The organism is Sphingorhabdus sp., from assembly GCF_044354325.1.
Classification (GTDB): domain Bacteria; phylum Pseudomonadota; class Alphaproteobacteria; order Sphingomonadales; family Sphingomonadaceae; genus Sphingorhabdus_B.
This window is the reverse complement of sequence record NZ_JBILAF010000018.1, coordinates 1-26,838: the sequence shown is the minus strand read 5'-3', so window position 1 is coordinate 26,838 and position 26,838 is coordinate 1. Positions and strand designations below refer to the sequence as shown.

Genomic DNA, 26,838 nt, shown 5'->3' with positions numbered 1-26,838 from the left:
CTGAAGACGCTTGCGAATATCCCGGCTTTGATCAAACTCAACGACCGCCTTTATATCGGGCGGAAGCAGCTTCTTTTGAATCTCAAGCTCTTCGATTAACCGATTGCGAAGCTTGGTCGCATCTGTGCCCTGTTTTTGGTTGGCCGTAATGAATACCCCGCGTTGGCCATTATGGCTGACCTTTACGCGCTGTTCAGCCGATCCCATTTTAATGTCTGCAACATCGTCGACGCGCAATAAGGTTCCATCATTGGTCCGGATGGGCAAATTGCGTATGCGATCAAGGTCGCGAAACGCGCCGCCTGCTTCGATGTTAAAACGGCGTGCGCCGCTGGTGACGGCACCTGCTGGAACATCAGCCCCGGCCAGACGAATTGCGTCGACCACGGCGCTTGCGGGAATGCGCAACTCGGCCAAACGTCCCGAGTTGATGGCGACGGTTATTTCGGGTTGAGGCAGCCCATAAATTTCGGACTGCCGGACTTCTTTGTAACGCCCAAGTGCTTCGCTGATATCCCGCGCATATTTTTCCATGCGGTACCAACTGGCCGTCTCGCTCAGCAACGCGATTTGCAGAATGGAGGAATTCGTCGTTCGAATTTTCTCGAACTGCAGCTTTTGCAAATCGGCGGGAAGTTGGCTGCGGATGGCCGTCACTTCGCGGACGGTGTCATTGAAATATTGGTCAGGGTCGCCCGACCAATCAAATTCAGCCCGAATGACGGCGTTGCCATCGCTGCTGGTCGAACTTACGCTTTGAACGTCTTCCAAACCCTGAACCAACTCTTCGATTGGCTTGGCAATCGTCTGCTCAATCTCCGCAGCGTCCGCGCCCGGTTGCGCGGCAACGATCGACACGACAGGCATCGAAAAATGCGGATCAACCGCGCGCGGCACCTGTTGGAATGCTGAGAAACCAAGCGCGCACAGCAGCGTAAAAAGGACTAAGGTTAATTGCCACCGGCGGATGGCGATTTCTGCAATATGCATCTGTTAAGGCTGCGTCGCGATAATGCGAACAGACGACCCCGTTCGCAGTTTTTCCAACCCCGACGTCACGATCTTGTCCCCCGGCTTTATGCCACCCGACACAGTCACGAATGTGTCAGACACACGTTCAATCGCGACATTGCGCGTTTCGACGCGATTGTTTTTTGCGACAACATAGACAAGGCCTTCTCCGGTGCGGACGCCGAACAATGCGGTAGCCGGAATCTGCAGCAGGTCACCGCTTTCCATGGCAGGAAGCTTAATATTGGCCGTTCCTATCTGCCCCGATCGCAAGTTTGGGCGCGAGGGCAGCCGGAATTGCACGGTAAAGGCGCCCGTTGCCTCATTCGCGCGCCCATCAATTTCCGAAATCGTGGCCGAAACCGGCGCTTCGCCCGCGGACTCGATCATGATGTCCGCCGTCATACCCACGCGCAATTTTGACGCGTCACGGTCGACGATGGGCACGCGAAAGACAAACCCTTCATCGGCTTCACCCAGAATGAGCGCTGGCATACCTGCCGCGATAACTTGTCCCGGTTGGACGTTGCGCTGCAGGACGACGCCGCTTGATGGTGCATAAAGCTGCGCCGTGCTGCGCGCAAAGCCAGCCTGCCGGACGCGGGCATCGGCGGCTTTTACCGCAGCCTCTGCCGCTTCATAACGCGCTTTGGTTATCCAACCATCGGCATATAGCGAACGCACGCGATCAAACTCGGCGCGCGCACGGTCTCGTTCAGCGACGGACACGCTTACGTCAGCACCAACAATCGTGGAATCCAACGCCGACAATAATGCGCCGCGCTTGACGAAATCACCTTCTTCAAAGCGAACAACCGCCACTTTTCCAGGGGTGGTAAAGCCAAGCGGTGTTTCCCGCCGATACCGCACCGTTCCGACCGCGGTAATTTCACGCTGAAGGCTTTCCTTTTCCACGGTGAACACGCGCACAACCTGTGCTGTTTCGACCGCAGCCTTTTTGCTGTCCGATGTCTCACCACAGCCGGCAAGTGCGACGATCGGCAAAAGCCCAATCAAAAATCTCTTCGATGTAGGCAATTTGCTCTCCCCTGCACTGCTATACATTACTCGATAGGCGAGAGCGCGCTGGGATGAAATAGCATTTTGATATGCAACTTATTTTTCTAGTTCGACGGATTCAACAGAGGCGGTGACCGAAGACCGTTTCGCGCATCGACCTGCGTCATGCCGTCAATTTCCGCCTGCATAAGCATTTGCCGGTTGCCCCACCGCAAATGGGTTGCGTCCGAAAAAATGCCAAGGCCGGTTTTGCGGCCAAATCGCTCAATGAAACGCAGCGCTGCCGCCGGATCATATCCCGCATTCTGCATCAACCAAACCGAAAGGCGGTCCGCTTCTATTTCTGTCGCGAGAACCTGCTTTTTTGCCCTACCTGTTGCCGCCAACCTATCCCTGTGCCTCAGCAAATTATGCGCCATTTCGTGCGCGACCACGGCCGCCAGTTCCGCATCATCCACAGCCGCAAAGGCCATCATCCCTTCGGTAACGCGCACGGAAGTCCCGTCTGCACCGGCGTCCAGCTTGGTCTTGGCATCCACCCAAAATACGGATGCGCAAACGGCAGGCGGCTGCAGCTTTACGTCTTTCGGCCCAGCGGCAGTCTTCATGGACACGACCGCCGATCCGGATTTGGCGAAGGCGTCGGCTAAAAGGGTCTGTATTTTCTCAACCCGCGCCGTTGCACGCCCCTTCTTCACAGCGATAGGGCCGGTCACGTCAACGCCGTCAACGGCCGCAATGCCATCGCCCGGCTGAAGCCCCAGCTGCGCAGCTTCGCCACCGGACACAACCGACGATATCGCAACTGGTGACCGGAAAGCGAAAGCTGTCTTTGCGAGACCTTTGTCGAGATATTGGGCTTCGTCATGCAATACCCAGCCGGGGTTTAATGATTTCCGGTCGCAAAATGGCGCATTTGCCTAAGCAAGCCGATAGCCGATGGTCGCCAAACGGAGATCTTGCTGGGCAAGCGCTTGGTACGCCGCCACATCTGCAGGTGCAGCGGCATAGCTTGGGGTTATCCATGCCGCCATCACCAGAATGCCTATAGCCCACTTCACCGGATGGATGCCCGTTGCAGCCGGTCGTTAATCGCAACGCCAATTCCTTCGTGCGGTATTGGCGCGACCGATATGGATAATGCGGCGCTCGCATCGGCCCTGTGCAGGGCGTCAAATAGGTTGGCTGCGGCCTGCGCTAGGTCGCCTGACGCGGACAAATTATCATTGCCCTCCATTGCCCCGAACCCGATGTGCCATTCGCCGGTCTCTGGTTGGATCGCGTTTAAGCGCAAAAGCTTCGACGGTGCATAATGGCTGGCTAATTGTCCCGGCGCTTCAATATTATCGCCCGACGGCTTTAAGGGGCTAGTCCCTAAAACCCGCTCAATATCCGCCGCAGTGACTGGCCCCGGTCTCAATATCTGCCAACCATACTCGCGCACAGCAACAATGGTGGATTCGAGCCCCGCAGAGCAAGGCCCTCCATCCAAGATCATCGGAACCGCACCGCCAAGCCCCGCAAGCACATGTTCGGCACGGGTCGGGCTAATACCGCCGCTTTTATTGGCGGACGGTGCCGCAATGTTCAGGCCGGTTTTCTTCAGCAACGCCTGCATGACGGGATGGGCGGGGCAGCGTAATGCAATGGTCGGCAACCCCGCAGTGACGGCACCAGCAATGTCGGCGTCAGGCCGCAGAGGCAGCACGAGCGTCAGTGGTCCCGGCCAAAATGCTTGTGCCAATTGATGTGCCATCGGGCTGAATTCAGCCAAGTTTTCGGCGGCGGATTGGTCGGCAACATGCACAATCAACGGATTAAAGTCCGGACGCCCCTTTGCCGCGTATATCTTGGCAACCGCATCGGCATTGCTCGCATCCGCCGCGAGGCCATACACCGTCTCGGTGGGAATCGCGACGATTTGGCCGGAACGCAAAAGCTCCATCGCCGCCGTTATTGCAGCGTCATCAGCGGGCAGTACCCAGCCATTCCCCAAGGTATTTGAGCCAAACATCATTCGCGGCTATAGGCCTTGGTCGACACGATTTAACAGGATTTTTTATTGATCATGGCCTTTTCTGCACCCGTTACTGAACAAGCATTTGTCCTGAAGCATATTGTAGGTATCGAAGCCTTGTCGCAACATGAACGCTTCGCCGATGCCACGCCCGATATGGTGCAAGCGATTGTGGAAGGCATTGGCGCATTTGCCGAGGGTGAATTTGCGCCACTCAACCGCATCGGCGACACCGTTGGTGCGCGTTTGAAAGTTGGCAAAGTCGTCATGCCCGAAGGTTTTGTCGCGGCCTACAAAGCCTATGTCGCCAATGGCTGGGGATCGATCAACGCACCGTCGGCGTTCGGTGGCCAAGGCCTGCCATTTTCGATGGCGACCGTTGCGTTGGATTCCTTGGGCGCGGCGAACATGGCATTTGCCTTGTGCCCGATCTTGTCGGTTGGCGCGATCGAAGCCATCAACCACCATGGGTCAGACCGGCAAAAACAGTTGTTCCTGCCAAAACTATCAACCGGCGAATGGTCAGGCACGATGAACCTGACAGAGCCACAAGCAGGTTCGGATGTTGGCGCGCTGAAATCAACCGCGACACCGCGCGGCGATGGCACCTACCAAATCAAAGGCACCAAAATATATATCAGCTTTGGTGACCATGATATGGCCGAAAACATCGTCCATCTCGTGCTGGCCCGCACGCCCGATGGCCCTGCTGGAACCAAGGGTATCTCGCTGTTTCTGGTCCCGAAATATCAGGTGGCCGAAGATGGCAGCATCAGCAAAGCGAATGATATCAAAGTCGTATCAATCGAACATAAGATGGGCATTAATGCATCCCCAACCTGCGTTCTCGCTTTTGGCGAAGAGGGTGAATGCGTTGGCGAACTGATCGGCCCAGAATTCGGCGGCATGCGTGCGATGTTCACGATGATGAATAACGCGCGGCTGAACGTAGGATTGCAAGGCGTTCAAATTGCTGAAGCGGCAACGCAGAAAGCCATCTGGTTTGCTCGTGAACGGGTTCAATCGGCCAAAGCAAGCGGACCGTCGCGCGAGTCCGTCGCGATTGTCGAGCATCCCGATGTCCGCCGCATGCTGCTGCGTATGAAAGCGGGCACGCAAGCGATACGGGCCTTGCTCTATCTGGCATCGGGCTATGTTGACCGCGCCACGCTCGGCGAAGCGGGAGCGCAGGACATGGTTGATCTGCTGACACCGCTTGCCAAGACCTACGGCACCGACATGGGCAGCGAGATCGCCTCGCTGGGTATTCAGGTGCATGGCGGAATGGGCTTTGTTGAGGAAACCGGCGCAGCCCAATTTTATCGGGATATCCGTATTGCCGCGATTTATGAAGGAACCAACGGCATTCAGGCCGCCGATCTTGTCGGGCGTAAACTCGCGATGCAAGGCGGTGATGTCATTCGGAACCATCTCGCGGCCATTTCGCAAGACGCCACCGACCAACCGGGTCTTTCGGCATTGAGCGCAGCCTGCGCTGAAGTAACTGAGTATATGTTGAGCGCAAGCGTGGACGATCGTCTCGCGGGCAGTTACGCCTACACCAACATGATGTCCGTCGTGACCGCAGGGTGGTTGATGCTGAAGCAATTGCGGGCGGCACAAACAGAAATTGACGCCGGAGATACGAGCGCGTTCCTAAAGGCCAAAATCGTTGCCTGCCGTTATTATCTGGACATCATGGTTCCCGAAGCCTTTGCGTTCAAAGGCAGCGCAATGGCCGGTGCCGATTTGCTCTACGCATTGGATGCCGAGGATTTGGCGGCTTGAACGACCACACACTTAAACGCATTGCTGAGGCGCTGGAGCGGCTATCACCGCCGCCAGCGCCACCGACGGACCTATCATCCCATCCGGCCTATCATTGGAACGGAACGGCATTGGCGCCGGTGCATGATTTCAAGCCACTGCCGCTCGACCTTATCGTTGGTATCGACCGGCAAAAAGCCGACCTGATCGAAAACAGCAGGCGGCATGCTTCGGGCGCTGCAGCGCATGATGTCCTTTTGTGGGGTGCACGCGGCATGGGGAAATCCGCGCTGGTCAAATCGGTGGTCGCGGCGTTGCAAGAAGAAGGCTTCTTCATTGCGCTTGTCGAGGCGGCGGCGAACCAAATCACCAGCATGCCTGCGTTATTCGACGAGCTCGCTGCATCAGGCCGCCGATATCTGTTGTTTGTGGACGATATCTCTTTCGAGCCCAATGACCAAAGCGCGCGTCTGTTGCGCTCGCTGCTGGAAGGTGGCGTTGAAGCCCGCCCGAACAATGTCCGCTTGTGCGTGACGTCCAACCGCCGGAACATCGTCGAAAGAGAAAATGGCGCAGATCCGGATACCGGCGGACGTGATGCCGTTGACGATAGCCTGGCGCTGGCGGACCGGTTTGGCCTTAAGCTCGGTTTCCAATATCCCGATCAGGATGCCTATCTGAAAATGGTTGGCAGCTACGCGGCGCACTTCGACCTCGATTGGGACGAGGCAGATGCCTTAAGTTTCGCGCAAAGCCGGGGCGGCCGGTCGGGCCGCATAGCATGGCATTACACAGTGGAACTTGCCGGCCGCGCGGGCCGACGGATTTAGGCCCTGACCCTAGCTTTTCGTCCGAACCCGCCAAACAACATTGCCCACATCGTCGCTGACCAAAAGCGAACCGTCTTTTGCAATCACAAGCATCGTTGGCCGACCCTGCGCTTTGCCGTCATTGTCCAGGAACCCAGTCAAAATGTTGACCGGCTTTCCTACGGGCTCGCCTTTTGGAAAGGGCACGAAGATGACATCATAACCAGACACAGGCTTGCGGTTCCAAGAGCCATGACGCGCAACAAACGCGCCATCGGTCAGTCCAGCGCCCAATTTACCCTTATAGCCAAAGGCAAGACCCAAGGGAGCCGTATGCGCACCCAAGGCGTAATCAGGGCGGCGTTCATATTCCCGCTTTTCTGGCTTCGGTGGTGAAACGCGGTGATCGGTAAAGCCGCCCCAATAATGCTGCGGCCAGCCATAATCGGCGCCAAATTCCACAAGGGCAAGATAATCGGGCACCATATCCGACCCAAGCATGTCGCGTTCGTTGACAACCGTCCACAGGCGTCCACGGCTATCCCAATCGAGGCCAACAGGGTTACGCAAACCGATGGCATATGGAATTTTCTTGTCCTTCGCGATGTCATATTCGAACACCATCGCGCGGCCATTTTCGGACTCTATCCCATGTTCAGCAATGTTGCTGTTGGACCCGACCGATATGTAAACCTTCTTACCATCGGGCGATGCGGCAAGGTTGCGCGTCCAATGGTTGTTTGGCGCCTTTGCATTAAACTTTGTAAGCTCTTTGCCCTTCGCCGTAATCTTGGTGTCGCCCGTCTTGTACGGAAAGGCCATCAATCCATCGGTGTTCGCGACATATAAAGTATCGCGGATCAGCACCATGCCAAATGGCGAATTCAACCCCGTCAGGAACGGCGTTTTCAACTCGGCCTTGCCGTCCCCATCGGCGTCACGCAGCAATGTGATGCGGTTGGCAGACGGCACACCCGCGCCAGCCTTGCCCATCAGCCATTTCTCGACAAGCCCTTCAATACCGCCAGCTTCGCGCGGCGGAGAATTTGTTTCAGCGACGAGAACATCACCATTGGGCAGGACATACATGTTGCGGGGATGGTCGAGGCTTTCTGCAAAGCGCTCGACAATCAGACCCGGCGCAGCAGTTGGTGCTTCGCCGGCTTTCCAGCGGTCAACCTCGGCAACCTTAATGGTCGGGAAAATCTGTTCGCGGCCCTCCGTGATATTGGGCTTAGGCCCGGTCACCGCATCCAAAGGCAATTGCGCAACGTCAGGGCGCGTAATGTACCACACGCCGACAAGCGCCAACGCGATGAATATCAACGTAATGTTGCGAACGTGCTTCCACATTATTCTGACCCTTATGTGCTTCGTTTACGATCGAACAACCAAACCGCCACCGCGATCAGGCTACCGATCGCCATACCGATAACCAATCCGGCGGAGGGTTGGTCAAATGCTACGCCGAGGATAGCGCCGATCAATAAACCGAGAGCGACGAAAATGCCGCCAGCAAGGCGGGGCTGATTGTTTTGTGTTTCAGACATAATCGCTCTTTGCCACCAAGTGCCGCAGCCTAGCAAGCCTGATGTTCATGCTTAATTTGCGCTAACCAATTGCTTTGACGGAAACGCGACACGCAAGTTGTAATAAGGCGTTGCAGATGGGCCAATCCCCCGGGCCTGTCTGCGACCCAAAACAACCATCGAAAGCCGCTGTCTGTATGTATCTGCCGCTCTACGTCGAACCGCGGGACGTTGCTGAAGCCACGACGTTAATGGACACATTCGGTCCCAAAGTGGGCATCGAAGCCGCCGAACGCGCGATAAAGAGCCGTATTGTTGGCAATCATCTGCATTACTGCCGCTGGCGCCAGATCGAACGCCTCATCATCGTGCTGAGCGCGCGCACAACTTTGGGAACCATTCACTGACGCGGAAAGTCAGCTATCGTCCTCAAGCGACAGCAACGATGCGTTGCCGCCCGCGCTTGTTGTATCGGTAGATGTCGTACGTTCGGCGCAGAAGCGGAACAAATAATGCGGTCCGCCTGCTTTGGGACCAGTGCCTGATAAGCCTTCACCGCCAAATGGCTGACTGCCCACCACCGCGCCAATCATCGACCGGTTAATGTACAGATTGCCAACGCGGGCAAGGTTTTCGACCAATGCACTGCTTCCCGCAATCCGGCTGTGCAGCCCCATCGTCAGACCAAATCCCTTGGCATTCACCCGCGCGACTGTCGCCTCGAGCTCGCCAGCCTTCCATGTTGCAACATGCACCAATGGGCCAAACCATTCGCGGTTCAGATCGTCCAGATTGTCCAGACGGATAACGGTTGGCGGCACAAAAAGGCCTTGCGCTGGAACGTCTATCTCATGAACTATTCTGTCCTTCACCTCGGCCCGATAGGCCATCAGCTTGTCATAGGATTCCTGATCAATGACAGGTCCGATGTCGGTAGAGGGATCAGCAGGATCGCCCACGTTCAACGTGTCCATCGCGCCGCGCAGCATCTCAAGCGTATGTTCTGCGATATCTTCCTGCAGAAGCAACAACCGCAACGCCGAACAACGCTGGCCTGCCGATTGAAAGCCAGAGATGATGATGTCGCGAACGACTTGTTCGGACAAAGCCGTGGAATCGACAATCATGGCGTTGAGGCCACCCGTTTCCGCAATCAGCGGGACCAATGGCCGCGCATCATCAGCGAGCAAATTGCGGGCAATGGCCTTTGCCGTCGGGACCGAACCAGTAAACACCACGCCAGAAATTCGGACATCGGCGGTCAGGGCCGCGCCGACGTCGCCACCGCCGGTAACAATCTGGAGCACATCTTCGGGAACGCCGGCTTCATGCGCCAGCGCCACTGCATATTGCCCAATCGCGGGTGTTTGCGGAGCAGGCTTCGCGACCACGGTGTTGCCAGTGACCAATGCCGCCGCCACTTGCCCCAAAAATATCGCCAGCGGGAAATTCCACGGTGCGATGGCGACCCAAACACCCCTGCCTTCGTGCCGCAGAATATTTCGTTCGCCCGTCGGACCGGGCAATTCCACGGGCATTAAATCGGTACGTGCGCGCGCGGCATAATAACGGCAAAAATCAATCGCCTCGCGCACTTCGGATAGCGCGTCGGGGATCGTCTTGCGCGCCTCTTGCACCAAAACAGCCATTAAACGGCCGCGGTGTGTCTCAAGCAGGTCGGCCAGTCGTTCCAGACAGTCCGCGCGTTCATCCAATGGGATATTTGACCATTCCGGATAGGCAGCAAGCGCCTTCGTGACCGCATCCTCTGGAGACGCTGTTGTCTGGTTGCTCAATGGAATCGGGAGCGCGATATCGGCCGCCGTTTCCTGCAGGATAACCGCATCATCCAGATCGATGCCAAGGCTATTCGTCCGCTCTGGCTGAAACAGATCAGCAGGCGCAGCGATCGCTGGGTGCCCTGTGCCGCCAACCGCCATGATTTTCTCTACCGGATCGGCGAGCAGTTCGTCCTCACTGATGGATTGGTCGGCCAGTTGGTGCACAAAACTGCTGTTGGCGCCATTTTCGAGCAAGCGGCGGACCAGATAGGCGAGCAAGTCGCGATGTCCGCCCACCGGCGCGTAGGTGCGGCACTGGTAACCTTCTTCGCGCACAAGACGTTCAAACAGCCCTTCGCCCATGCCATGCAGGCGTTGAAATTCAAAATCGCGATTGTCCCCCGCCCATTGCAAGATCGTCGCGACGGTAAGCGCGTTATGCGTTGCAAATGCGGGGCGAATTTTGGCGGCCTCAAACATATCTTTGGCGCACGCAAGGTAGGATACGTCGGTTGCCGGCTTGCGGGTAAACAATGGGAAGTCGGTTAGCCCGCGTTCCTGCGCATGTTTGATCTCGCTGTCCCAATAGGCACCTTTGACAAGGCGCACTTGCATGATGCGTGACGTATCATGGCCCAGTGCATTGGCCCATGCGATGACGGGACGGGCGCGTTTGGAATAGGCTTGCACCGCCATGCCTAAGCCATCCCAGCCGCGCAGTGCACGATCACGGGCGACGCGCTCAATAATGTCTAGGCTCATTTCCAGTCGCGCCGCTTCTTCGGCATCAATGGTGAGTTGTACGCCAAGCGCGGCGGCAGACCGGGCCAATTGCGTGATCATATCGGCTAATTCTGGAACGCATGTTGCACTCTGCGCGGTTTCATAACGCGGGTGCAGCGCCGACAATTTTACAGAAACGCTATGCCCGCGCGCCGCATTGCGGCCGACGGCTGCGATGGCCGCGGCGTAGGATTCGAAATATCGTTCTGCGTCATTTTTGGTACGCGCAGCTTCGCCAAGCATATCGAAACTGGCGGTGAAGCCACGGTTGTCTTTTGATTCCATCCGCTTGATGGCTTCGTCAATATCGCGGCCCATTACGAAAACTTGGCCCATCAGCCGCATCGCCGCGCCAACGGCCTGACGCACAAATGGCTCGCCTGCCTTTGCAATCAGGCGTTTCAACGTGCTTGTGCTGTCGCCCAGAACCGCTTTGCCCAGAACAAGTCCCCAAGTTGCGCTGTTCACCAGCAAGCTTGACGACTGTCCCTTATGGTTGCTCCATTCCGCTTCGGTCAGCTTGTCGGCAATCAGCAGATCAGCCGTCTGGGGATCGGGCACACGCAAAAATGCCTCCGCAAGCGAAAGGAGCGCCGTGCCCTCCTCCGTTCCGAGACGATATTCCTGCAGAAACTGGTTCACCCAACCGTCGGCTTGCACCTGGCGCAAATCGGCCAGCAGGGTCCGCGCGGTGCGCACAACTTCGGCGCGCGCTGAGCCATCGACAGCAGCGGCGACCACCAATGGGGCGAGCACTTCTGGTTCAGACTTGCGATGAAAGGGCCGGATGGCAGTTCGTGCGGATTCGAGTGATGAAGTCATTGCGGCGCTTTGCCGGATAAAGCGCAGGCAGACAAGTTTCAGTTGAAACGAAAAAGCCAGCCCTCAGGTGAGGGCTGGCGGATTACATTCGGGCTCAAGCCTGACATGGGGTTCCGCCCGGATGTGAGGGAGGTTCAGGGATCACATCCGGACGAAAGGCTGATATTCTAACGATAGCGGCGGCAATTGCTGTCCGACTTGTCGATTGCACGACCGGCCAAGGCCCCGACGGCTGCACCAATTATGCTGCCTTCGGTTTTGTTGCCGCGACGGGCGACTTCGTTCCCAAGCAGACCGCCTGCAACTGCACCAATGAGGGTGCCGCCCGTACCCTTGTCGCAACGCGCATTGCCGCGGTAGGCATTGTTGCGAAAATAGCGGTCGCCACGACGATATTCGCGACGGTCATATCGGTCATAACGGTCACCGCGGCTGTAATAGCCATCATCATTGCCATGACGGGCGAGAGCTGGCGTTGCGGAAAATCCGGTTACGGCCGTTGCTGCAAGTATCAGTGCACCGATGCTTTTTTTCAAATTTCTCACGTTCGATACTCCTTTGGTTTCCGGTTCGGCCCGCATTGGGCAATTCGGCGATTTGCTTTGCCAATAATTGCCTTATGAACATGCGTGATTGACTGCATGCTGAATGTGTCTGTTATCGCTTGTTCATATTCAGCCCTTAATGATGAACGCGCTTGGGAGTTTTATGTCACCGAAGATTAAGCGCCTTGCGCTGGGCATCGGTCTCGCATGTGTCGCTGTTGGCGGCGTAAGGACGATTTATCCAAATGACAGCCAAGATATCGCGCTCAACCCCCTAACGCTCAATCCGGACAATCCGGCCATGCGCAAGGTGGGGGAACTGGAGTTTATAGCGGCATGGGAACTGCACAGCCGAAATGGCGACTTCGGCGGGATTTCCGCGCTTACGGCATTAAAGGATGGCCGCTTCGTTGGCATCGGCGATGCAGGCACGCGCATTGGCTTTGGACTTACCAACGATACCAAGACAAACCGGCCATTTATCGCGCCGCTCCCTAACTTAAACGGACCAGAGACCAGCTATAAGGATCGGGACAGCGAAGGCATTGCCTACGACCCGGACAGCGGCCAATTTTGGGTAAGCTTTGAGGCGCATCACGCCATTCGGCGGTATTCCCGCTCCTTCGCGCGTATGACGGGCATTGCACGGCCAGCGGCCATGCAGAACTGGCCAAAGAATAAAGGTGCAGAGAGCCTGATCAGGCTTAAGGACGGCCAGTTCATCATTATCGCCGAAAGCGTAGACGACGGGACGCACCCTGCCTTGCTGTTTTCCGGCGACCCAGTTGAGCCGAGTAGCAACATCACCCAGTTCCGCTTTCGTCCGCCCACGGGCTATCGCGTCACGGACGGCGTGCAGTTACCCGACGGACGAATCGCATTGGTCAATCGTTCGATTGGATTTCCGCAAGGTTTTTCCGCAAAAATATCGCTGCTCAACCCAAATGACATCAGCCCGAGCGCGGTCGCCGCGGGAACGGTGGTCGCTTCGCTGGCGCCTCCGTTGTTGGTCGACAATTTGGAAGGCATTGCTGTTACGACCGAGGGCCCGCAGATTTATCTCTGGCTTGTTTCCGACAATAATTTCAGCATTTTTCAACGGACAATATTGATGAAGTTCCGGCTGCCCTCTGCCCCGGACAAGAAAAAACCGGAGGCAATGGCTGCCCCCGGCTTTGATTCGCTTTAGCTAAAGGCTGCAAAAGCAGCCGTCAGGCTTACGCCGCAGCTTTTTGCTTCTTGGCGATTTCTTTTTTCACCTTGCGCGCGTTTGTCGAGAGCTTCTCGTCCGAAGTCTTCAACAACCAGTTGTCGAGACCGCCAACATGCTCAACCGAACGCAGACCGTGGGTCGAAACGCGGAACTTGTAGCCCTGCTCAAGGGCATCCGACAACAAAGTGACATTCTGCAAGTTAGGCAGGAATGTACGCTTGGTTTTGTTGTTGGCGTGGCTCACATTGTTGCCGACCAGACGGCCTTTACCGGTGAGTTCGCAGATGCGCGCCATGATGTGTGTCCTGTATAAAAAAGTGTATGCGGAATCACTGTCCCGCGAAAGTCGCTGCCCCTAACGCTCCACACCGAAAAGGTCAAGCCGATGTGTGGTCAAAAGCAGTAATCTACGCTAGCAAAATAACATGCCCTTGTCCAAAGCCCGCGAAATGATGAACGAAGCGCTCAACTTGGCGCGGGCAGCCGCCGCGCAAGGCGAAGTGCCCGTAGGCGCGATTGTCGTCAAGGATGGGGTCATTATTGGCCGTGGCGCCAACCGTCCGCTTGAGCATCATGACCCCACGGCCCACGCCGAAATCCTCGCCATCCGCGCCGCTGCGACGCATCTTGGCAATGACCGGCTTACGGGATGTGAGCTGTGGGTCACGCTGGAGCCCTGTGCGATGTGTGCAGGCGCAATCGCCCATTCGCGCATCGCCCGCCTCTATTATGGCGCTGAGGATCCCAAGGGCGGCGCTGTGGCGCATGGTCCACGCTTATTTGAACAGCCCACCGTGCATCATCGCCCCGAAATATATTCTGGGATATCCGCCGACGAATCGGCGGAACTGCTTCAGGCGTTTTTCAAAGACCGGCGCTAACGCAGATTTTTGCCGAAAAACGCGATCGTGCGGGCCCACGACAAGTCTGCCGCTGCTGTGTCAAAACGGGGCGTGCTGTCATTGTGGAAGCCATGCTGCGTGCCCGCATAGAAATGCACCTGAAACGCCTTCTGGTTCGCAATGAGCGCCGCCTGATAGGGGAGCCAACCTGCGTTGATCCGCTCGTCGGCCTCGGCATAATGGATCAACAACGGCGCCTTAATGGCAGGAACTTCGGCCGCAGTTGGCTGGCGACCATAATATGGCACGGACGCAGCCATTTCCGGATAAGCAACGGCCAACGCATTGCAGACGCCGCCGCCGTAGCAGAAACCCACCGCGCCAACCTTACTTGTGCTGTCGGCATGATCGCGCAAGAATTCAAAGCTGGCGAAAAAGTCTTCCAATAATTTGCCGGGGTTCAGCTTTGCCTGCAGCTCACGGCCTTTTTCGTCATTGCCCGGATAGCCGCCGAGCGATGAGAGACCATCGGGGCCAAACGCCATATATCCAGCCTTTGCCAGACGGCGCACGACATCTTCGATATACGGGTTCAACCCGCGATTCTCGTGGATCACCAATACCGCTGGTAACTTGCCCTTGGCAGTGGCTGGTCGCGCCAGCAGCCCGCTGATGCTGCCATGCCCGTCGGGGCTTTGCACCGTCACCCGCGACGTGACGATTTCGGGATCGTCGGCCTTAACCTGCTGCGCCAAAACATAATCCGGCTGCAACTGGTTGAGTATCATAAGGCCGGTTACGCCGGCAGCCGCGAATTTAGCGGCTTCGCGAATGAATTCACGTTTGGTCAGCTTGCCGTGGACATAGCCATCGAAAATTTCCAGAATATAGGGATGGAAGTCACTGGCCTTCATGCGCGGTGAAGTATCGGCTTCTGCCATCCTCATTCTCCTTAATGGACAAACCTGGCTACAACGTCACGATAAGAACGGCTGACTTTCACCTGTGCGCCCGATTCAAGCACAAGGAAGCATTCGCCGTTGGTATGTGGCTTCACCTGCCGCACCTGATCCAAATTGACAATTGTCGAACGGTGGACGCGCTGGAACGTGCGTGGATCGAGACGTTTTTCCAGATCCTTCATCGTCTCGCGCAGGATGAGTGAGTTGTCGGCAGTGTAGATGCACATATAGTCGCCAGCGGCATCAATACGTTCGATGCTTTCGACATCGACGCGGAAAATCTGGCCGCGATCTTTGATATTGATAAGCTTCTCAAATCGGGTCGACGCCAGGTCATCGTCCATCGAACTCAAATTATCCGCAGCATCCGGCGCGACTTCATTAATGACGGTGCGAAGCCTGTCCAGCTCATCCGATGTGCGCTTGTCGGCAAGCCTGCTGCGCACACGGTCCATAGTGTCTGCAAGACGTTCTGGTTCGACCGGCTTCATCAGATAATCGATCGCCTGCGCTTCGAACGCCTTAATCGCATGTTCCGAATAGGCCGTCACAAAGACGAAAAGCGGTGGATCAATATCCATCACGCCTTGAACAACCGAAAATCCGTCAAATCCAGGCATCTGAATGTCGAGAAACACGAGATCGGGTTTCAGCGTTTTAATCTTGCGGATGGCTTCACGGCCATTGTGGCAGGTGGCGACGATTTCGATGTCGTCGAACGACTGAAGCCTTAATTCAAGGCCTTGGATCGCCAGCTTTTCATCGTCGACCAATATTGTACGAATGCTCATGCGGATATTGTTCCTTGCTGCTTAGCCCCCGTTTGAATGTCATCCCCTGCTATAATCCGGCTTTGATATGGTAGTTCCAACAAAACCTCAAATCCTCCGCCCGCTTTTACATAATGTTCAAAGCGTTGATCGTCGCCATAAGCTTGTGAAAGTCGCTCGCGGGTGTTCGCCATACCAACGCCGGTGGAGAGGCTGTGATCTTGCTGCCCGGGCTGCAAGCCCGGCCCCGTGTCCGATACGGTAATCCGCACTCTTTGACCGACGAGTTGAGCCGTCACGGAAATGTCCGCGCCCTCTTCTTTCGGGGTCACCGCATATTTGATGGCATTTTCTACCAATGGCTGCAGCAGAAGTGACGGCACCAGAGCATTTTCGACAGCGGGTTCGATCGTGAAATATGTCCGCAGCCGTTCTTCAAAACGCATCTTTTCGATATCGAGATACAATTTCAGCGTCTCGATCTCTTGCGTCAGCGGCACCTTGGCCGCCGCCTCGTTGATGAGGGTGAAGCGCAAAAACGACGATAGCCGCGACAACATGGCATTTGCCTGCTCCGTCTGCTTCAGCAGCACGAGCGTAGATATGCTGTTCAATGTGTTGAACAGGAAATGCGGGTTCAGCTGATACCGCAACATCGTCAGCTGCGCGCTGGTGGCCTGCGCCTCAAGCCGCATCATCTGGTCCGCTTGCTCTTCAGCGCGCACGAAATAATTGATAGCGTAATATAGCGCAGACCAGGCCGCCAACAGCACCGAATTAATATAGATCGCGGCGAGCCATAACTGCGCAAAGGGCGTTTCATCCACCCCATCACGAATGGTTTGAAGCACCCACACGTCAATATACGCGTAGCCAATCGTGGCCAAGGACACCGCGACGAACGTCAGGCTCCACGTAATAAATGGCCGCTGATCAATCAGAAATCGGTAAATAACCGATAGCAGAAGCGTGATCGAATACCCCGTGACCGCTGATATCAGGATGGGCACAAGGAAGCTGACGGGCTGCCCTTGGGCAATACCGGACGCAGCACGCAAAATGACTGCGCCTGCCCATCCGGCTGAATGGAGATTCCAAAACGCGCGATTTTTGTCGGCAAAGAAGGGTTTATCTGTAAGCTCAAGTACCGCCATAAAATAGGTCTAGCCGCATTTTGCGCGCGCATGAAGCACTTGTTTCATCACAGGGACATGATAGGGTTTTGGAGAGAGGATACCAACCATGGACAACCACGAAGACCGCGCAAATTTCCACGACATGTCGCAGAGCACGCAAGACGATTGGCAGATCATCATGCGGCACAATATCCCGTTTTCGCAAAATGGCGGACAACGGATATTGGACCATCTTCGGCTTCTCGATGGCGATTTTGGTGGATTCGCGGTGGACCGGTTGACCCATTCCTTGCAAACCGCAACGCGCGCCTATCGTGATGGACGGGACGAAGATTATGTCGTCATGGCGCTGCTGCACGACATTGGCGATACACTTGGCGCAGCAAACCACCCGGACATTGCTGCTGCTATATTAAAGCCGTTCGTTTCGGAAAAACTGCACTGGATTGTTCAAAACCACGGCATTTTCCAAGGTCACAACTTCTTCCACTATCTTGGGCTTGATCGGGACATGCGCGAAAAGTTCCGCGGTCATGAATGGTTTGCTGACACCGAAGAATTCATCGACAAATATGACTGCCCATCGTTCGACCCGGACTATAACACGCTGCCATTGGAGTTTTTCGAACCCATGGTGACGAAGCTGTTCCGCCATCCGCTGAACAGCATTTATAAGCGTGAAGCAGAGGCAGTCGCTTAATCACCTCATTTCGGCGGGTGCCCTTATAACGGGGGCCATTCGTGCATATAGATAAGGATCACCGGACGTTCGCGTGAACGATCCGGCGCTTTGCACGTTGTCCCCTCCACCCCCGAAAGGAAAACATCATGGCAAAGAGCCAAAAGAAATCGAACCGCGAAGTCCGCAAACCAAAGGCCGAGGGGCCCAAAAAGCAAAACGCTTCGAACCCCTCAACCAAAGGTAACCCCGCCGGGTTGGCTCCATCCAAGAGCTAGGGGCTTAGCGCCCCAATAGCACCCGTGCCTGACCGGCAACCTGTGCCAGCATCGCGGGCGTTGGTATGCCTGCCATGCGGGCGCGGTCGACCATCGCCTTGAATGCACGCACGCGGACGGCGTTGGTTTGCAGCCAATCCTGTGCATCCTCGAGCGGCTTCTTGGCGGCACGGCGGCGTAGGAAATCCAAACGCATCGTTTGGAAATCGCGCGCCAGACCCGCAACCAGCAGTCGCTCCCACGGGTCATGCGGATCGATCTGCATAGCCGCCCCTTGCGCCCAGCTGAGGCCAAGCGCATCGCCTATGGCGGTGAAAGCACGCGTAAGCGCGGTCACATCACCCTTTTGGGTCGACGACAACGCCGCCAGACCAATAGCACCATCCAACTGCGCCAATTCAACCAGCCGCTCCGCAATTTTGCGTGGCGCACCATTTTCCGTAAGCCGTGCGCCAAAACGTTCCGTCTGAAGCCGGACGTCGTTGGGCAACAACCCGTCAAGCGCGGCAGACAATTTCTGCACGACGGGGGCATATACGGCGGTGGCAGCACTGACATCGCGCCCTTCATGCGCGTTGCGAATGATGTCCGCCATCTGTGCACGAATTTCAACGGCAGCTTGGTTGAATAGCATCAACCGCGTTGCTTCCGGCATGGGTGTCGTATCGATGGCCTGCCACAGCGATGGCAGATCATAGATGCGCTCGGCAATGGCAAAGGACGCCGCAACATCACCAAGGCCGCAGCCTTCTTCCTCAGCAAGTTCAAACGGGTGCAGCATGCCAAGCCGGTTGATCATGCGGTTTGCCAATTTGGTCGCGATGATTTCCTTGCGCAACCGGTGCGACAGAATCGCGCTTTTATGGGCCTTAACCATCGCCTCTGGAAACGCAGCCAGCAGCTCGCTGTCCATTGAGGCATCTTGTGCCAAAGGCGCGTCCTCAACACCGTCCTGCGCAGCCAGCTTTGCGGTAGACAGCAACACGGCCAATTCAGGCCGGGTCAGGCCGCGCCCTTCACTTGCGCGGCGGAACAGTTCTTCGTTCGGCGCGAGCCCCTCAACGGCACGGTCAAGCTTGCCAGATCCTTCGAAAATTTCAATGAGCCGGACATAGGCCGGCAAATCCCCTGCCCCGCCGGTTTCCGCAATTGAAAGGGCGAGCGTTTGCAGGCGATTGTCCTCAAGCACCAAATGCGCAACGGCGTCGGTCATATCGGCGAGCAGCACGTTGCGCGCAGGCTCTTTCAACTTGCCGGCACGCATTTGCGCATTGAGCGCAATTTTGATGTTCACCTCATTATCCGAACAATCCACGCCGGCGCTGTTATCGATGAAGTCGGTATTAATCCGGCCACCGCGCAATGCGTAGCCAATACGCCCCGCCTGTGTGACGCCAAGGTTGGCACCTTCGCCGATGACCTTTGCCTGAACGTCCGCACCATTGACGCGGATCGCGTCATTGCCCGGGTCGCCGACATCCAAATGGCCTTCGCTTCGGTCCTTAATATAGGTTCCAATCCCGCCAAACCACATCAGCTGCACTGGCGCCTTCAATATCGCGGTCATCAATGCAGATGGTTCAATTTCTTTCGCATCAATGCCCAATAATGCCCTGATTTCAGGTGAAATTTTGATCAATTTTTCGGTGCGCGCAAATACGCCACCGCCCTTTGAAATCAGCTTTCTGTCATAATCGAGCCAGCTTGAACGCGGCAGATTGAACAAGCGCTGACGTTCTTTCCAGCTGACCGCCGGATCGGGATCGGGATCAAAAAAGATATGGCGGTGGTCGAATGCGGCGACCAACTTCAATGTTTTCGAAAGCAGCATGCCGTTACCAAAAACGTCGCCGGACATGTCACCGACGCCCGCGACCGTGACAGGTTCCTTTTGCACGTCGATACCCATTTCGGCGAAATGGCGCTGGACCGAAAGCCAGCCCCCCTTGGCAGTAATACCCATCGCCTTATGGTCATATCCAACCGAGCCGCCACTGGCGAAAGCATCGCCCAACCAGAAATTGCGCTCAAGCGCGATGGCATTTGCGGTGTCGGAAAATGTTGCTGTGCCCTTGTCAGCGGCAACAACGAAATAAGGATCATCCCCGTCATGGATGACGACATTGTCTGGATGCACGATACGGTCGTTCACGATGTTGTCGGTAATCGACAGCAAGGTGCGGATGAATATCTTGTAGGCCTCTGTCCCTTCGGCGAACCAGGCATCGCGGTCGACGCGCATATCGGGCAGCCGCTTGGGGTAAAATCCGCCCTTCGCACCTGTCGGCACGATCACGGCGTTTTTCACGCGCTGCGCCTTCATGAGGCCTAAAACTTCCGTGCGGAAATCGTCACGCCGGTCTGACCAGCGCAAACCGCCACGCGCCACGGGGCCGGCGCGCAAGTGAATGCCTTCGACACGCGGCGAATACACAAACACTTCGCGCCATGGCAGCGGCGCAGGAAGGCCGGGGACTTTCGCGCAATCAAGCTTAAACGCCAACGCTTCTGCCGCAGCCGCCGAAAAGGCGTTGGTGCGGACCGTGGCCAAAACGATCGCCAAAAATCGTCGCAATATGCGGTCTTCGTCGATGGCCGATACTGCGGCCAAGTCTGTGTTGATCGACTTCACATATTTGGTGATCTCTTTTTCGCGGTCACCGGAATGGGCCGGGTTATGCCGAACGTCGAACAGGGCAATGATCGAACGTGTCACATTGGCGTTTTTGACCAGTGCCGACACCACAGTCGGCATGCCGTAAGTCACACCCGTTTGACGCAAATAGCGATACCACGCCCGCAGCCAGATAACCGATTGCGGCGCGAGGCCGCCAACCGTCACCAGCTGGTTAAAGACATCGTTTTCAAAACTGCCATCCAAAACCTGGCTCAACGCGCCTTCGATGACGTGCGGAGATTTCATGACGGTTGCGACGTCACCGCCACGCAAAGACAAACGGAAATCATGGATATAATTGCCGTCGCCCAAGGCAGTAGGCAATTCTTCCAACACGTCGAAACCGAAATTCTCAAGCGCTGGGACAACATCGCTGAGCGGAAGCGCGCCGCCACCGCTGTAGATTTTTAGGCGAAGATTATCGCCGTCCACGAACAATCGGGTGACTTTGCTGTGATCGCGCTCCATGGTCAGCAGGCCGACCATATCACGCGCGGCTTCTTCGGTAGAATACGTGCTGCGATAATTTGCCGGGAAACCGGCGCCGTAACGCACGAGCATGGCGGCCGCGCGCTTTTCATCGGTCAGCGCCGCAAGCGCCGCTTCGACCGCTGGCTCCCATCCGCGCACCATAAGCTCGACTTTATCATCAAGTGCGGCCTCGTCGACCTTTTGGCCGCGATCGGGCAGGTCGAGCGTGTAGCGCAGCAAGGCAACGCCGCCATCCTCCAGACCAATTGTCCAGCCGAGCAAGCTCCCGCCCGTGGCATCTATGAGCATATTTTGGATCTGCTTGCGAATGCCGGTCGAGACGTCATCGCGGGGCAACCAGACGAAAATGTAGAGATGTCGGCCAAGCGGCGAGCGCAGCGCAATCAGCTTCGGACGTGGGCGATCCGTTAACGACATTGCAGTCAGCGTAACCCGTTCAAGATCATCCAATTTTAGCGCAACCAAAAGATCGTGTGGCAGCGCCGTCAGTGCATGCGCCATCGCCTTGCCCGCATGCCCCGAAGGGTCAAAGCCGAACCGGTCCATAAGCGCCGCCAGATGCGTTCTCAGCACGGGTATTGCCTCTGGGGTAGTTGCGAGTGCCGCGCTCGTCCAAAGCCCTGCAGTGACCGCTATGCCCGTAATGCGGTCGCCGGTTAAAACGGGAATGACGATCAGATCCAGTTGGACATTGCGGTGCACCGTCGAGACCCGGTTGGACTTGAGCACGAGCGGTGCGACGCCGCCGTCTTCAAACCATTTGATCGCAAGGCCAACGCTGTCTTCTGCAAGAACCGGTGCATCGGTGACGCGCGATAAACCAAGGCGGTCGGACCGCGTGCCATCGCGGCTGATCCGTTCGTGCGCCAGAACCGTCATGTTATTTTTGGAGAACCAACGAAGGAGCGCAGCGCCCTCACTTTCCGGCAGGCTGTCCGCGTCAGCCAACAACGCCGCGAGCATATCGCGCCAGTCAGTCACCGCGCCGCGCACATCGGCCAAAACCGCGATTAGGCGTGCTGCAAGCTGCCGGCGTTCCCGCGCATCAACCCGTTCAGTCTCAAGGTAGATGAAAGATTCGCGGGCCTGACCGACCACACGCTTCCGGCTGATATCGGTGAGCGTCAGGGCATCATCGCGAACGACACTCAACACGGGGTGAATGATGCGTTTGACGGACATGCCACTGGCGGCAACGGCGGCGGAGACCGAATCCACCAAAAATGGCATGTCGTCATTGTTGAGCGCAATCCGCATCATCAAACGGCCCTGCGCATCGGTAAAACTATCGAGCGCGATGGCGGCAGCTCCAGCTTTGCGATGGAGACCCGTTTCAATAGTGAAGCGGGCGGCCTCTTCCATTGCCTTGGCGTCAAAGCCTTCATTTTCGCCGGGCAGCGCCGTTTCAGCGAACGCTGAAACCATTGCCTTCAGCAGGCTTTTGTCCAGTTTTCCGGTAGTTTTAGCAATTTTGGCGGCCGCCATGAAATCATCTCCTCAGCCCGCAAGCATTTGGTTAAGTGCCATGTCCAACGACAAAATACGTTGTAATTTTATTACAAAGCTTATGACGCCCTTCGAGCGCTTAAACAAGTCACGTTTGTAACTTGTTGCGACAGCCATTAGTCCTGTGTAGCGTGCGCAAAAGTTAAAAATAGGAGAGGCTCCGCGTGGATAAACGGCTTACATTATGGATTTTGGTGGGGATGATCCTCGGCGTAGCCGTGGGTTACGCAGTCCATGTCAGTTTCGCGCAGGACAGTACGCAGTTCGAGTATATCACCAAGACGTTCAAACTGCTTTCGGATATTTTCCTTAATCTCATCAAGCTTTTGGTCGCGCCGCTGATCCTGTCGACCATCGTCGTCGGTATTGCCCATATGGGTGATAGCAGTGCGCTGGGCAGAATTGGTTTCCGGGCAATCACGTGGTTTATCATCGCCAGCTTCATTTCGATTGGCCTTGGACTGTTGATGGTCAACCTGCTCCAGCCTGGCATTGGCGCGCCGGTCGATAGCATCACCAATGCCGCTGCCACGATTGGCGAGGTCAAGAAACTCGACTTCTGGGATTTCATCCTGTCGATTTTCCCGAAAAATGCGTTCGAAGCGATGGCGACGAACAATATTTTGCAGATTTTGGTGTTCGCATTGTTCGCTGGTGTCGCATTGTCCGCTGTGGGCGAAAAAGGTGCGCCGCTTGTTCGGGGTGCAGAAGCCCTTGCCGAAATGATGCTGCAAATCACACATTATGTGATGCGTTATGCACCTGTTGCGGTGTTTGGCGCGCTTGCCGCCGTGGTTTCCAAAAGCGGCCTAGCGATTTTGCTGACCTATCTTGAGCTCGTCGGTGAATTCTATTTGTCGCTCGCATTGTTGTGGACGATCCTTTTGTCGATTGGAGCGATCTTCTTGGGCCGACGCATTTGGACGCTCATTCGTTACATCCGCGAACCGATGCTCATCGCTTTTTCGACCGCATCTAGCGAAGCGGCGTTGCCGAAATTGTTTGAACAGCTTGATCGTTTCGGCGTCCCGCGCCGGATCTCGGGCTTCATGCTGCCATTGGGATACAGCTTCAACCTTGATGGTTCGATGATGTATATGAGCTTCGCGACCATCTTCATCGCGCAAGCTTATGGCATTGATTTGTCCATCGGTACGCAGATCCTCATTCTGCTGACGCTCATGATCTCGTCGAAGGGTGTAGCCGCCGTGCCTCGCGCATCGTTGGTGGTGATTACCGGCACGCTGGCGATGTTTGACTTGCCTGTTGAAGGTGTCGCGCTGATCCTCGCGATCGACCAGTTCCTCGACATGGGCCGGACCGCAACCAACGTCGTTGGTAACGCCGTGGCAACGTCCGTCATCACCAAATGGGAAGGCATGCTTGAGGTGGAAGAGCCCGAGTTCGTTGAACCATTGCATGCGCCTGCGCACACTGCAGCGCACGGCAAAGCCGGGCTGGACCTTGCCAGCGACATGGTGACTGACGAGCGGAAAACGAAGCTTTAAGCGGGGTGCTTGTATCCCAGCAAGGTGCCTTTGGCGCCTTGGCTGTCGAGCTTAAAGTCCATATTATGATGCTCTTTACGCCACCGGCGGGCGACCACACGCTCGCCGGGACGCGCAGCATCATCCAGCAGCACACGGCCACCGGGACGCAAATGCGGAAATAGGCTCGCCGCCGCACCGCGCACATGCGGATGAAGGGCCCATGGTGGCCCGTCGACGATCAGCAGATCTATTTCAGCCGGTACATCACTCAGTTGATACCAATGGCCCGGCCAGCCAGCCGGTGGCGGCCCTAATGGCGCATGGCGGACGTCGACATCCATATTGTTGTCACGGATCCAATCCTGCGTCGTCGACGCAAAATCCCCGTGCTGGTCAAAGCTGACGATTTTTCCGCCACCAAATAGCTGCAGTGCCCGCGCCGCAGCAAAAGTCGATGCCCCGCAACCCAACTCAACCACCTGTTGCGGGCGCATTTCTTCGATTGCAGAAACGATGTGCCACAAAAAATGCGTATCTGCTTTCCAGCTGCCCAAATTGGGCAACGCATCCTGCGGCAAATCGAGATAAGCGAGCAGTTTCGCCTTATCCTTTTTACGGCCACCATCAAGGCTGCGCAGCAACCATGGCCATTGGATGGCGCCATAAGCCATTACCATAAATCGGTCGCTCAACGACAATGTGAGATCAAGATCGTCGAGTGGCAAGAAGGCCGTGGTTTCGCGCGTGGTCATATGGTCCTCCAATGACGCTGTGCAGCCAACAGTCAATCACGGATTTGTCAGACTGTCCGATTTTCCATACCCTTTGCGAGGCTAGAACCATCGATTGTCGACATCAATATGTAGCTGATGCTTTACAATCCCGAAAATACTTGAATAACTGCGCATCGGAGAAGGAGAAACGGAATGAATGATCGAACGGCTGTGCGCAGCGGTGGGTTGGCTATCACCAACCCCAAGATAATGCTGTTCGCGCTTCTGCTCGTGTACATTCTGAACTTTCTAGACCGTCAGATTATCAATATTCTGGCCGAACCTATCAAGGGCGAGCTTGGGCTGAGTGATACGCAGCTCGGTTTGCTGGCTGGCCCTGCTTTCGCGGTTTTTTATGCTGTGCTCGGCATACCAATCGCCCGCTATGCGGATAATGCAAAGACCAACCGGGTTTGGCTCATCTCCGTTTGCCTTGCGGTGTGGTCCGCCATGACCGCATTATGCGGTGTTGCGCAAAACTTCGTTCAACTCGCGCTTGCGCGGATTGGCGTGGGCGTCGGCGAAGCTGGTTGCACCCCTGCTGCACACTCGCTGATCGCAGATAGCGTGCCACCTGAAAAGCGGTCTTCGGCCATTGCCTTTTTCGGACTTGGCATCCCAATTGGTGGACTGCTTGGGCTCATCATTGGCGGGGTCGTCAACGACCAATATGGCTGGCGCATGGCGCTCATGCTGGTTGGTATGCCGGGGATATTGCTGGCGTTCCTGCTCCCATTGCTCATCCGCGATCCACGACGATGCGCCGATAGCGCACATTTCAACACCGCGGACTCGCCCGTGAAGGCAAAGCTGTCGATTAAAGATGCTGTGGGTGAAGTCTTTGCGTCCAAGGCCTATTTGTACGTCTTTATCGCCGCATCGTTCACCGCCTTCCTCAGCTACGGCAAGGGTCTGTGGACGATCAGCTTCTTCATCCGGTCCCACGGGCTATCAACGACCGAGGCGGGGCTTGCTATGGCGGTCGCGCTTGGCATTTCCGGCATCATCGGCACATGGCTTGGCGGAAAAATGGCCGATGTTTTTGGCAAGCGTGACAAGCGGCATATTTTGACACTGCCTGCCATCGGCATGGCGATTGCTGCACCGATTTTGTTTGCCGGATACTGGGCCGAAGATTGGCGGATTGCCGTCGCCCTGCTCATTTTGCCGACCATATTGAATTCGGCTTATTACGGCCCTGCTTATGGATGTGTCCAAGGCCTTGTCCGGCCAGAGGCACGCGCCATTGCCGCATCGCTTGTCGTCTTTGGACAAAATCTCATCGGGCTTGGAATGGGCCCATTGCTGTTCGGCATGCTGTCCGATTGGCTACAACCGATGGCCGGCGACGAAAGCGTCCGCTGGGTGCTGTATGGCGCAGCCTGGCTTGGGCTGATCCCCGCTTTCTTCTTCTGGCGCGCTAGCCTGCGGCTGAACGCAGAACTGAAAAGCGGTTAATCCGCAAACGGATCGCGGACCAAAATCGTGTCTTCGCGCTGCGGAGACGTCGATACCAAAGCAACGGGCGTTTCGATCAGTTCCTGAACGCGGGTGATATATTTAATCGCCTGTGCAGGAAGGTCGGCCCAGCTGCGCGCGCCGGCGGTCGTTTCCTGCCAACCGGGCATTTCTTCGTAAATCGGTTCAACTGCGGCCTGCTCGGCGGCGTGTGCGGGCAGATAATCATATACCTTGCCGTTCAGGCGGTAACCCGTGCAGATTTTGATCGTGTCGAAACCGTCCAAGACATCCAATTTCGTCAGCGCAATTCCCGTGACACCGGACACCGCACAGCTTTGACGCACGATTACCGCATCGAACCAACCGCAACGGCGCTTTCTGCCCGTCACGGTTCCAAATTCATGACCACGTTCGCCCAGCCGCTGGCCCGTTTCATCTTCCAACTCGGTGGGGAAAGGCCCCGAACCAACCCGCG

25 protein-coding genes are annotated in these 26,838 nt (G+C 56.3%); 9 read left to right on the top strand and 16 right to left on the bottom strand.

What is annotated here, in order from left to right:
- From ACIQ0G_RS03190 to ACIQ0G_RS03170, 5 genes are all read right to left on the bottom strand, one after another.
- Positions 1-990, bottom strand: a 990-nt coding sequence (locus ACIQ0G_RS03190) for an efflux RND transporter permease subunit (protein ID WP_397576669.1), incomplete at its 3' end; no start/stop codon positions are given.
- Between the two features lie 3 nt (positions 991-993).
- Complete coding sequence (locus ACIQ0G_RS03185; protein WP_397576668.1) at positions 994-2,028, bottom strand: efflux RND transporter periplasmic adaptor subunit; 1,035 nt, start codon at positions 2,026-2,028, stop codon at positions 994-996.
- Between the two features lie 107 nt (positions 2,029-2,135).
- Positions 2,136-2,903, bottom strand: a complete 768-nt coding sequence (locus ACIQ0G_RS03180; protein WP_397576667.1) for a M48 family metalloprotease — start codon at positions 2,901-2,903, stop codon at positions 2,136-2,138.
- Between the two features lie 48 nt (positions 2,904-2,951).
- Positions 2,952-3,092 carry a hypothetical protein gene (locus ACIQ0G_RS03175; RefSeq protein ID WP_397576666.1) on the bottom strand — a complete coding sequence of 47 codons (141 nt, stop codon included), beginning with the start codon at positions 3,090-3,092 and terminating at the stop codon, positions 2,952-2,954.
- Positions 3,089-4,048 carry an L-threonylcarbamoyladenylate synthase gene (locus ACIQ0G_RS03170; RefSeq protein ID WP_397576665.1) on the bottom strand — a complete coding sequence of 320 codons (960 nt, stop codon included), beginning with the start codon at positions 4,046-4,048 and terminating at the stop codon, positions 3,089-3,091. Before ACIQ0G_RS03170 ends, ACIQ0G_RS03175 begins: the two co-directional genes overlap by 4 nt.
- Positions 4,049-4,099: 51 nt before the next feature.
- Here ACIQ0G_RS03170 and ACIQ0G_RS03165 point away from each other — a divergent pair, with 51 nt between their 5' ends.
- Positions 4,100-5,836: an acyl-CoA dehydrogenase gene (locus ACIQ0G_RS03165; RefSeq protein ID WP_397576664.1), complete on the top strand. Its 1,737-nt coding sequence runs from the start codon at positions 4,100-4,102 to the stop codon at positions 5,834-5,836.
- Positions 5,833-6,645, top strand: a complete 813-nt coding sequence (locus tag ACIQ0G_RS03160; RefSeq protein ID WP_306064009.1) for an ATP-binding protein — start codon at positions 5,833-5,835, stop codon at positions 6,643-6,645. The genes ACIQ0G_RS03165 and ACIQ0G_RS03160 overlap by 4 nt, the downstream gene beginning before the upstream one ends.
- Positions 6,646-6,654: 9 nt before the next feature.
- Here ACIQ0G_RS03160 and ACIQ0G_RS03155 read toward each other — a convergent pair whose 3' ends face one another.
- Both ACIQ0G_RS03155 and ACIQ0G_RS03150 read right to left on the bottom strand, forming a co-directional pair.
- Positions 6,655-7,977 (bottom strand): PQQ-dependent sugar dehydrogenase, encoded by a 1,323-nt coding sequence (locus ACIQ0G_RS03155; RefSeq protein WP_397576663.1) that lies wholly within the window; start codon positions 7,975-7,977, stop codon positions 6,655-6,657.
- A gap of 11 nt (positions 7,978-7,988) precedes the next feature.
- Positions 7,989-8,174 (bottom strand): hypothetical protein, encoded by a 186-nt coding sequence (locus ACIQ0G_RS03150; RefSeq protein WP_397576662.1) that lies wholly within the window; start codon positions 8,172-8,174, stop codon positions 7,989-7,991.
- A gap of 116 nt (positions 8,175-8,290) precedes the next feature.
- Between ACIQ0G_RS03150 and ACIQ0G_RS03145 the strand changes: the two genes are divergently transcribed.
- Complete coding sequence (locus ACIQ0G_RS03145; RefSeq protein ID WP_397576661.1) at positions 8,291-8,560, top strand: hypothetical protein; 270 nt, start codon at positions 8,291-8,293, stop codon at positions 8,558-8,560.
- Positions 8,561-8,569: 9 nt separating this feature from the next.
- Here the strand turns inward: ACIQ0G_RS03145 and ACIQ0G_RS03140 are convergent, their stop codons facing one another.
- Positions 8,570-11,539: an L-glutamate gamma-semialdehyde dehydrogenase gene (locus ACIQ0G_RS03140; RefSeq protein WP_397576660.1), complete on the bottom strand. Its 2,970-nt coding sequence runs from the start codon at positions 11,537-11,539 to the stop codon at positions 8,570-8,572.
- A 167-nt stretch (positions 11,540-11,706) separates the two neighbouring features.
- Entirely contained in the window at positions 11,707-12,084 is a 378-nt protein-coding gene (locus ACIQ0G_RS03135) for a glycine zipper 2TM domain-containing protein (RefSeq protein ID WP_397576659.1), read from the bottom strand.
- 163 nt (positions 12,085-12,247) lie between these two features.
- On the opposite strand from ACIQ0G_RS03135, the gene ACIQ0G_RS03130 reads away from it, so the two are divergent.
- A complete protein-coding gene (locus ACIQ0G_RS03130) occupies positions 12,248-13,273 on the top strand; it encodes an esterase-like activity of phytase family protein (protein WP_397576658.1) in 1,026 nt (341 codons plus the stop codon).
- A gap of 28 nt (positions 13,274-13,301) precedes the next feature.
- Here the strand turns inward: ACIQ0G_RS03130 and rpmB are convergent, their stop codons facing one another.
- On the bottom strand, positions 13,302-13,592 hold the full coding sequence (rpmB, locus tag ACIQ0G_RS03125) for a 50S ribosomal protein L28 (RefSeq protein WP_125230549.1): 291 nt from the start codon (positions 13,590-13,592) through the stop codon (positions 13,302-13,304).
- Positions 13,593-13,722: 130 nt separating this feature from the next.
- On the opposite strand from rpmB, the gene tadA reads away from it, so the two are divergent.
- The gene (tadA, locus tag ACIQ0G_RS03120; RefSeq protein ID WP_397576657.1) at positions 13,723-14,178 is read left to right on the top strand and encodes a tRNA adenosine(34) deaminase TadA; all 456 of its coding nucleotides are present in this window, start codon (positions 13,723-13,725) and stop codon (positions 14,176-14,178) included.
- Here tadA and yghX read toward each other — a convergent pair.
- From yghX to ACIQ0G_RS03105, 3 genes are read right to left on the bottom strand one after another with little or no spacing between them, the layout of a single operon-like run.
- On the bottom strand, positions 14,175-15,080 hold the full coding sequence (gene yghX / locus ACIQ0G_RS03115) for a YghX family hydrolase (protein ID WP_397576656.1): 906 nt from the start codon (positions 15,078-15,080) through the stop codon (positions 14,175-14,177). The two genes, tadA and yghX, sit on opposite strands and share 4 nt — an antisense overlap.
- Positions 15,081-15,091: 11 nt before the next feature.
- Positions 15,092-15,892 (bottom strand): LytR/AlgR family response regulator transcription factor, encoded by an 801-nt coding sequence (locus ACIQ0G_RS03110; RefSeq protein WP_397576655.1) that lies wholly within the window; start codon positions 15,890-15,892, stop codon positions 15,092-15,094.
- Positions 15,889-17,025, bottom strand: a complete 1,137-nt coding sequence (locus ACIQ0G_RS03105; protein ID WP_397576654.1) for a sensor histidine kinase — start codon at positions 17,023-17,025, stop codon at positions 15,889-15,891. Before ACIQ0G_RS03105 ends, ACIQ0G_RS03110 begins: the two co-directional genes overlap by 4 nt.
- An 88-nt stretch (positions 17,026-17,113) precedes the next feature.
- On the opposite strand from ACIQ0G_RS03105, the gene ACIQ0G_RS03100 reads away from it, so the two are divergent.
- Together ACIQ0G_RS03100 and ACIQ0G_RS03095 are read left to right on the top strand one after the other, a co-directional pair.
- The gene (locus ACIQ0G_RS03100; protein WP_397576653.1) at positions 17,114-17,707 is read left to right on the top strand and encodes an HD domain-containing protein; all 594 of its coding nucleotides are present in this window, start codon (positions 17,114-17,116) and stop codon (positions 17,705-17,707) included.
- Between the two features lie 128 nt (positions 17,708-17,835).
- Positions 17,836-17,964 carry a hypothetical protein gene (locus ACIQ0G_RS03095; RefSeq protein WP_281370176.1) on the top strand — a complete coding sequence of 43 codons (129 nt, stop codon included), beginning with the start codon at positions 17,836-17,838 and terminating at the stop codon, positions 17,962-17,964.
- Positions 17,965-17,968: 4 nt separating this feature from the next.
- On the opposite strand, the gene ACIQ0G_RS03090 is transcribed toward ACIQ0G_RS03095, so the two are convergent.
- Positions 17,969-22,618: an NAD-glutamate dehydrogenase gene (locus ACIQ0G_RS03090; RefSeq protein WP_397576652.1), complete on the bottom strand. Its 4,650-nt coding sequence runs from the start codon at positions 22,616-22,618 to the stop codon at positions 17,969-17,971.
- A 185-nt stretch (positions 22,619-22,803) separates the two neighbouring features.
- Between ACIQ0G_RS03090 and ACIQ0G_RS03085 the strand changes: the two genes are divergently transcribed.
- Positions 22,804-24,147 carry a dicarboxylate/amino acid:cation symporter gene (locus ACIQ0G_RS03085; RefSeq protein WP_397576651.1) on the top strand — a complete coding sequence of 448 codons (1,344 nt, stop codon included), beginning with the start codon at positions 22,804-22,806 and terminating at the stop codon, positions 24,145-24,147.
- On the opposite strand, the gene ACIQ0G_RS03080 is transcribed toward ACIQ0G_RS03085, so the two are convergent.
- Positions 24,144-24,881 carry a class I SAM-dependent methyltransferase gene (locus ACIQ0G_RS03080; protein ID WP_397576650.1) on the bottom strand — a complete coding sequence of 246 codons (738 nt, stop codon included), beginning with the start codon at positions 24,879-24,881 and terminating at the stop codon, positions 24,144-24,146. The genes ACIQ0G_RS03085 and ACIQ0G_RS03080 overlap by 4 nt on opposite strands.
- A 174-nt stretch (positions 24,882-25,055) precedes the next feature.
- Between ACIQ0G_RS03080 and ACIQ0G_RS03075 the strand changes: the two genes are divergently transcribed.
- Entirely contained in the window at positions 25,056-26,360 is a 1,305-nt protein-coding gene (locus ACIQ0G_RS03075) for a spinster family MFS transporter (RefSeq protein ID WP_397576649.1), read from the top strand.
- Here the strand turns inward: ACIQ0G_RS03075 and ACIQ0G_RS03070 are convergent.
- Positions 26,357-26,838 (bottom strand): adenylosuccinate synthetase (locus tag ACIQ0G_RS03070; RefSeq protein WP_397576648.1); only part of this gene is annotated, 482 nt, incomplete at its 5' end. The genes ACIQ0G_RS03075 and ACIQ0G_RS03070 overlap by 4 nt on opposite strands.

Coding starts and splice junctions, on each gene's coding strand:
- rpmB (WP_125230549.1), bottom strand. CDS start 13,592: ATGGCGCGCATCTGCGAACTCACCGGTAAAGGCCGTCTGGTCGGCAAC.
- ACIQ0G_RS03130 (WP_397576658.1), top strand. CDS start 12,248: ATGTCACCGAAGATTAAGCGCCTTGCGCTGGGCATCGGTCTCGCATGT.
- ACIQ0G_RS03090 (WP_397576652.1), bottom strand. CDS start 22,618: ATGGCGGCCGCCAAAATTGCTAAAACTACCGGAAAACTGGACAAAAGC.
- ACIQ0G_RS03080 (WP_397576650.1), bottom strand. CDS start 24,881: ATGACCACGCGCGAAACCACGGCCTTCTTGCCACTCGACGATCTTGAT.
- ACIQ0G_RS03105 (WP_397576654.1), bottom strand. CDS start 17,025: ATGGCGGTACTTGAGCTTACAGATAAACCCTTCTTTGCCGACAAAAAT.
- ACIQ0G_RS03170 (WP_397576665.1), bottom strand. CDS start 4,048: ATGATGTTTGGCTCAAATACCTTGGGGAATGGCTGGGTACTGCCCGCT.
- ACIQ0G_RS03110 (WP_397576655.1), bottom strand. CDS start 15,892: ATGAGCATTCGTACAATATTGGTCGACGATGAAAAGCTGGCGATCCAA.
- yghX (WP_397576656.1), bottom strand. CDS start 15,080: ATGGCAGAAGCCGATACTTCACCGCGCATGAAGGCCAGTGACTTCCAT.
- ACIQ0G_RS03155 (WP_397576663.1), bottom strand. CDS start 7,977: ATGTGGAAGCACGTTCGCAACATTACGTTGATATTCATCGCGTTGGCG.
- ACIQ0G_RS03165 (WP_397576664.1), top strand. CDS start 4,100: ATGGCCTTTTCTGCACCCGTTACTGAACAAGCATTTGTCCTGAAGCAT.
- ACIQ0G_RS03140 (WP_397576660.1), bottom strand. CDS start 11,539: ATGACTTCATCACTCGAATCCGCACGAACTGCCATCCGGCCCTTTCAT.
- ACIQ0G_RS03145 (WP_397576661.1), top strand. CDS start 8,291: ATGGGCCAATCCCCCGGGCCTGTCTGCGACCCAAAACAACCATCGAAA.
- ACIQ0G_RS03095 (WP_281370176.1), top strand. CDS start 17,836: ATGGCAAAGAGCCAAAAGAAATCGAACCGCGAAGTCCGCAAACCAAAG.
- ACIQ0G_RS03075 (WP_397576649.1), top strand. CDS start 25,056: ATGAATGATCGAACGGCTGTGCGCAGCGGTGGGTTGGCTATCACCAAC.
- tadA (WP_397576657.1), top strand. CDS start 13,723: ATGCCCTTGTCCAAAGCCCGCGAAATGATGAACGAAGCGCTCAACTTG.
- ACIQ0G_RS03150 (WP_397576662.1), bottom strand. CDS start 8,174: ATGTCTGAAACACAAAACAATCAGCCCCGCCTTGCTGGCGGCATTTTC.
- ACIQ0G_RS03100 (WP_397576653.1), top strand. CDS start 17,114: ATGGACAACCACGAAGACCGCGCAAATTTCCACGACATGTCGCAGAGC.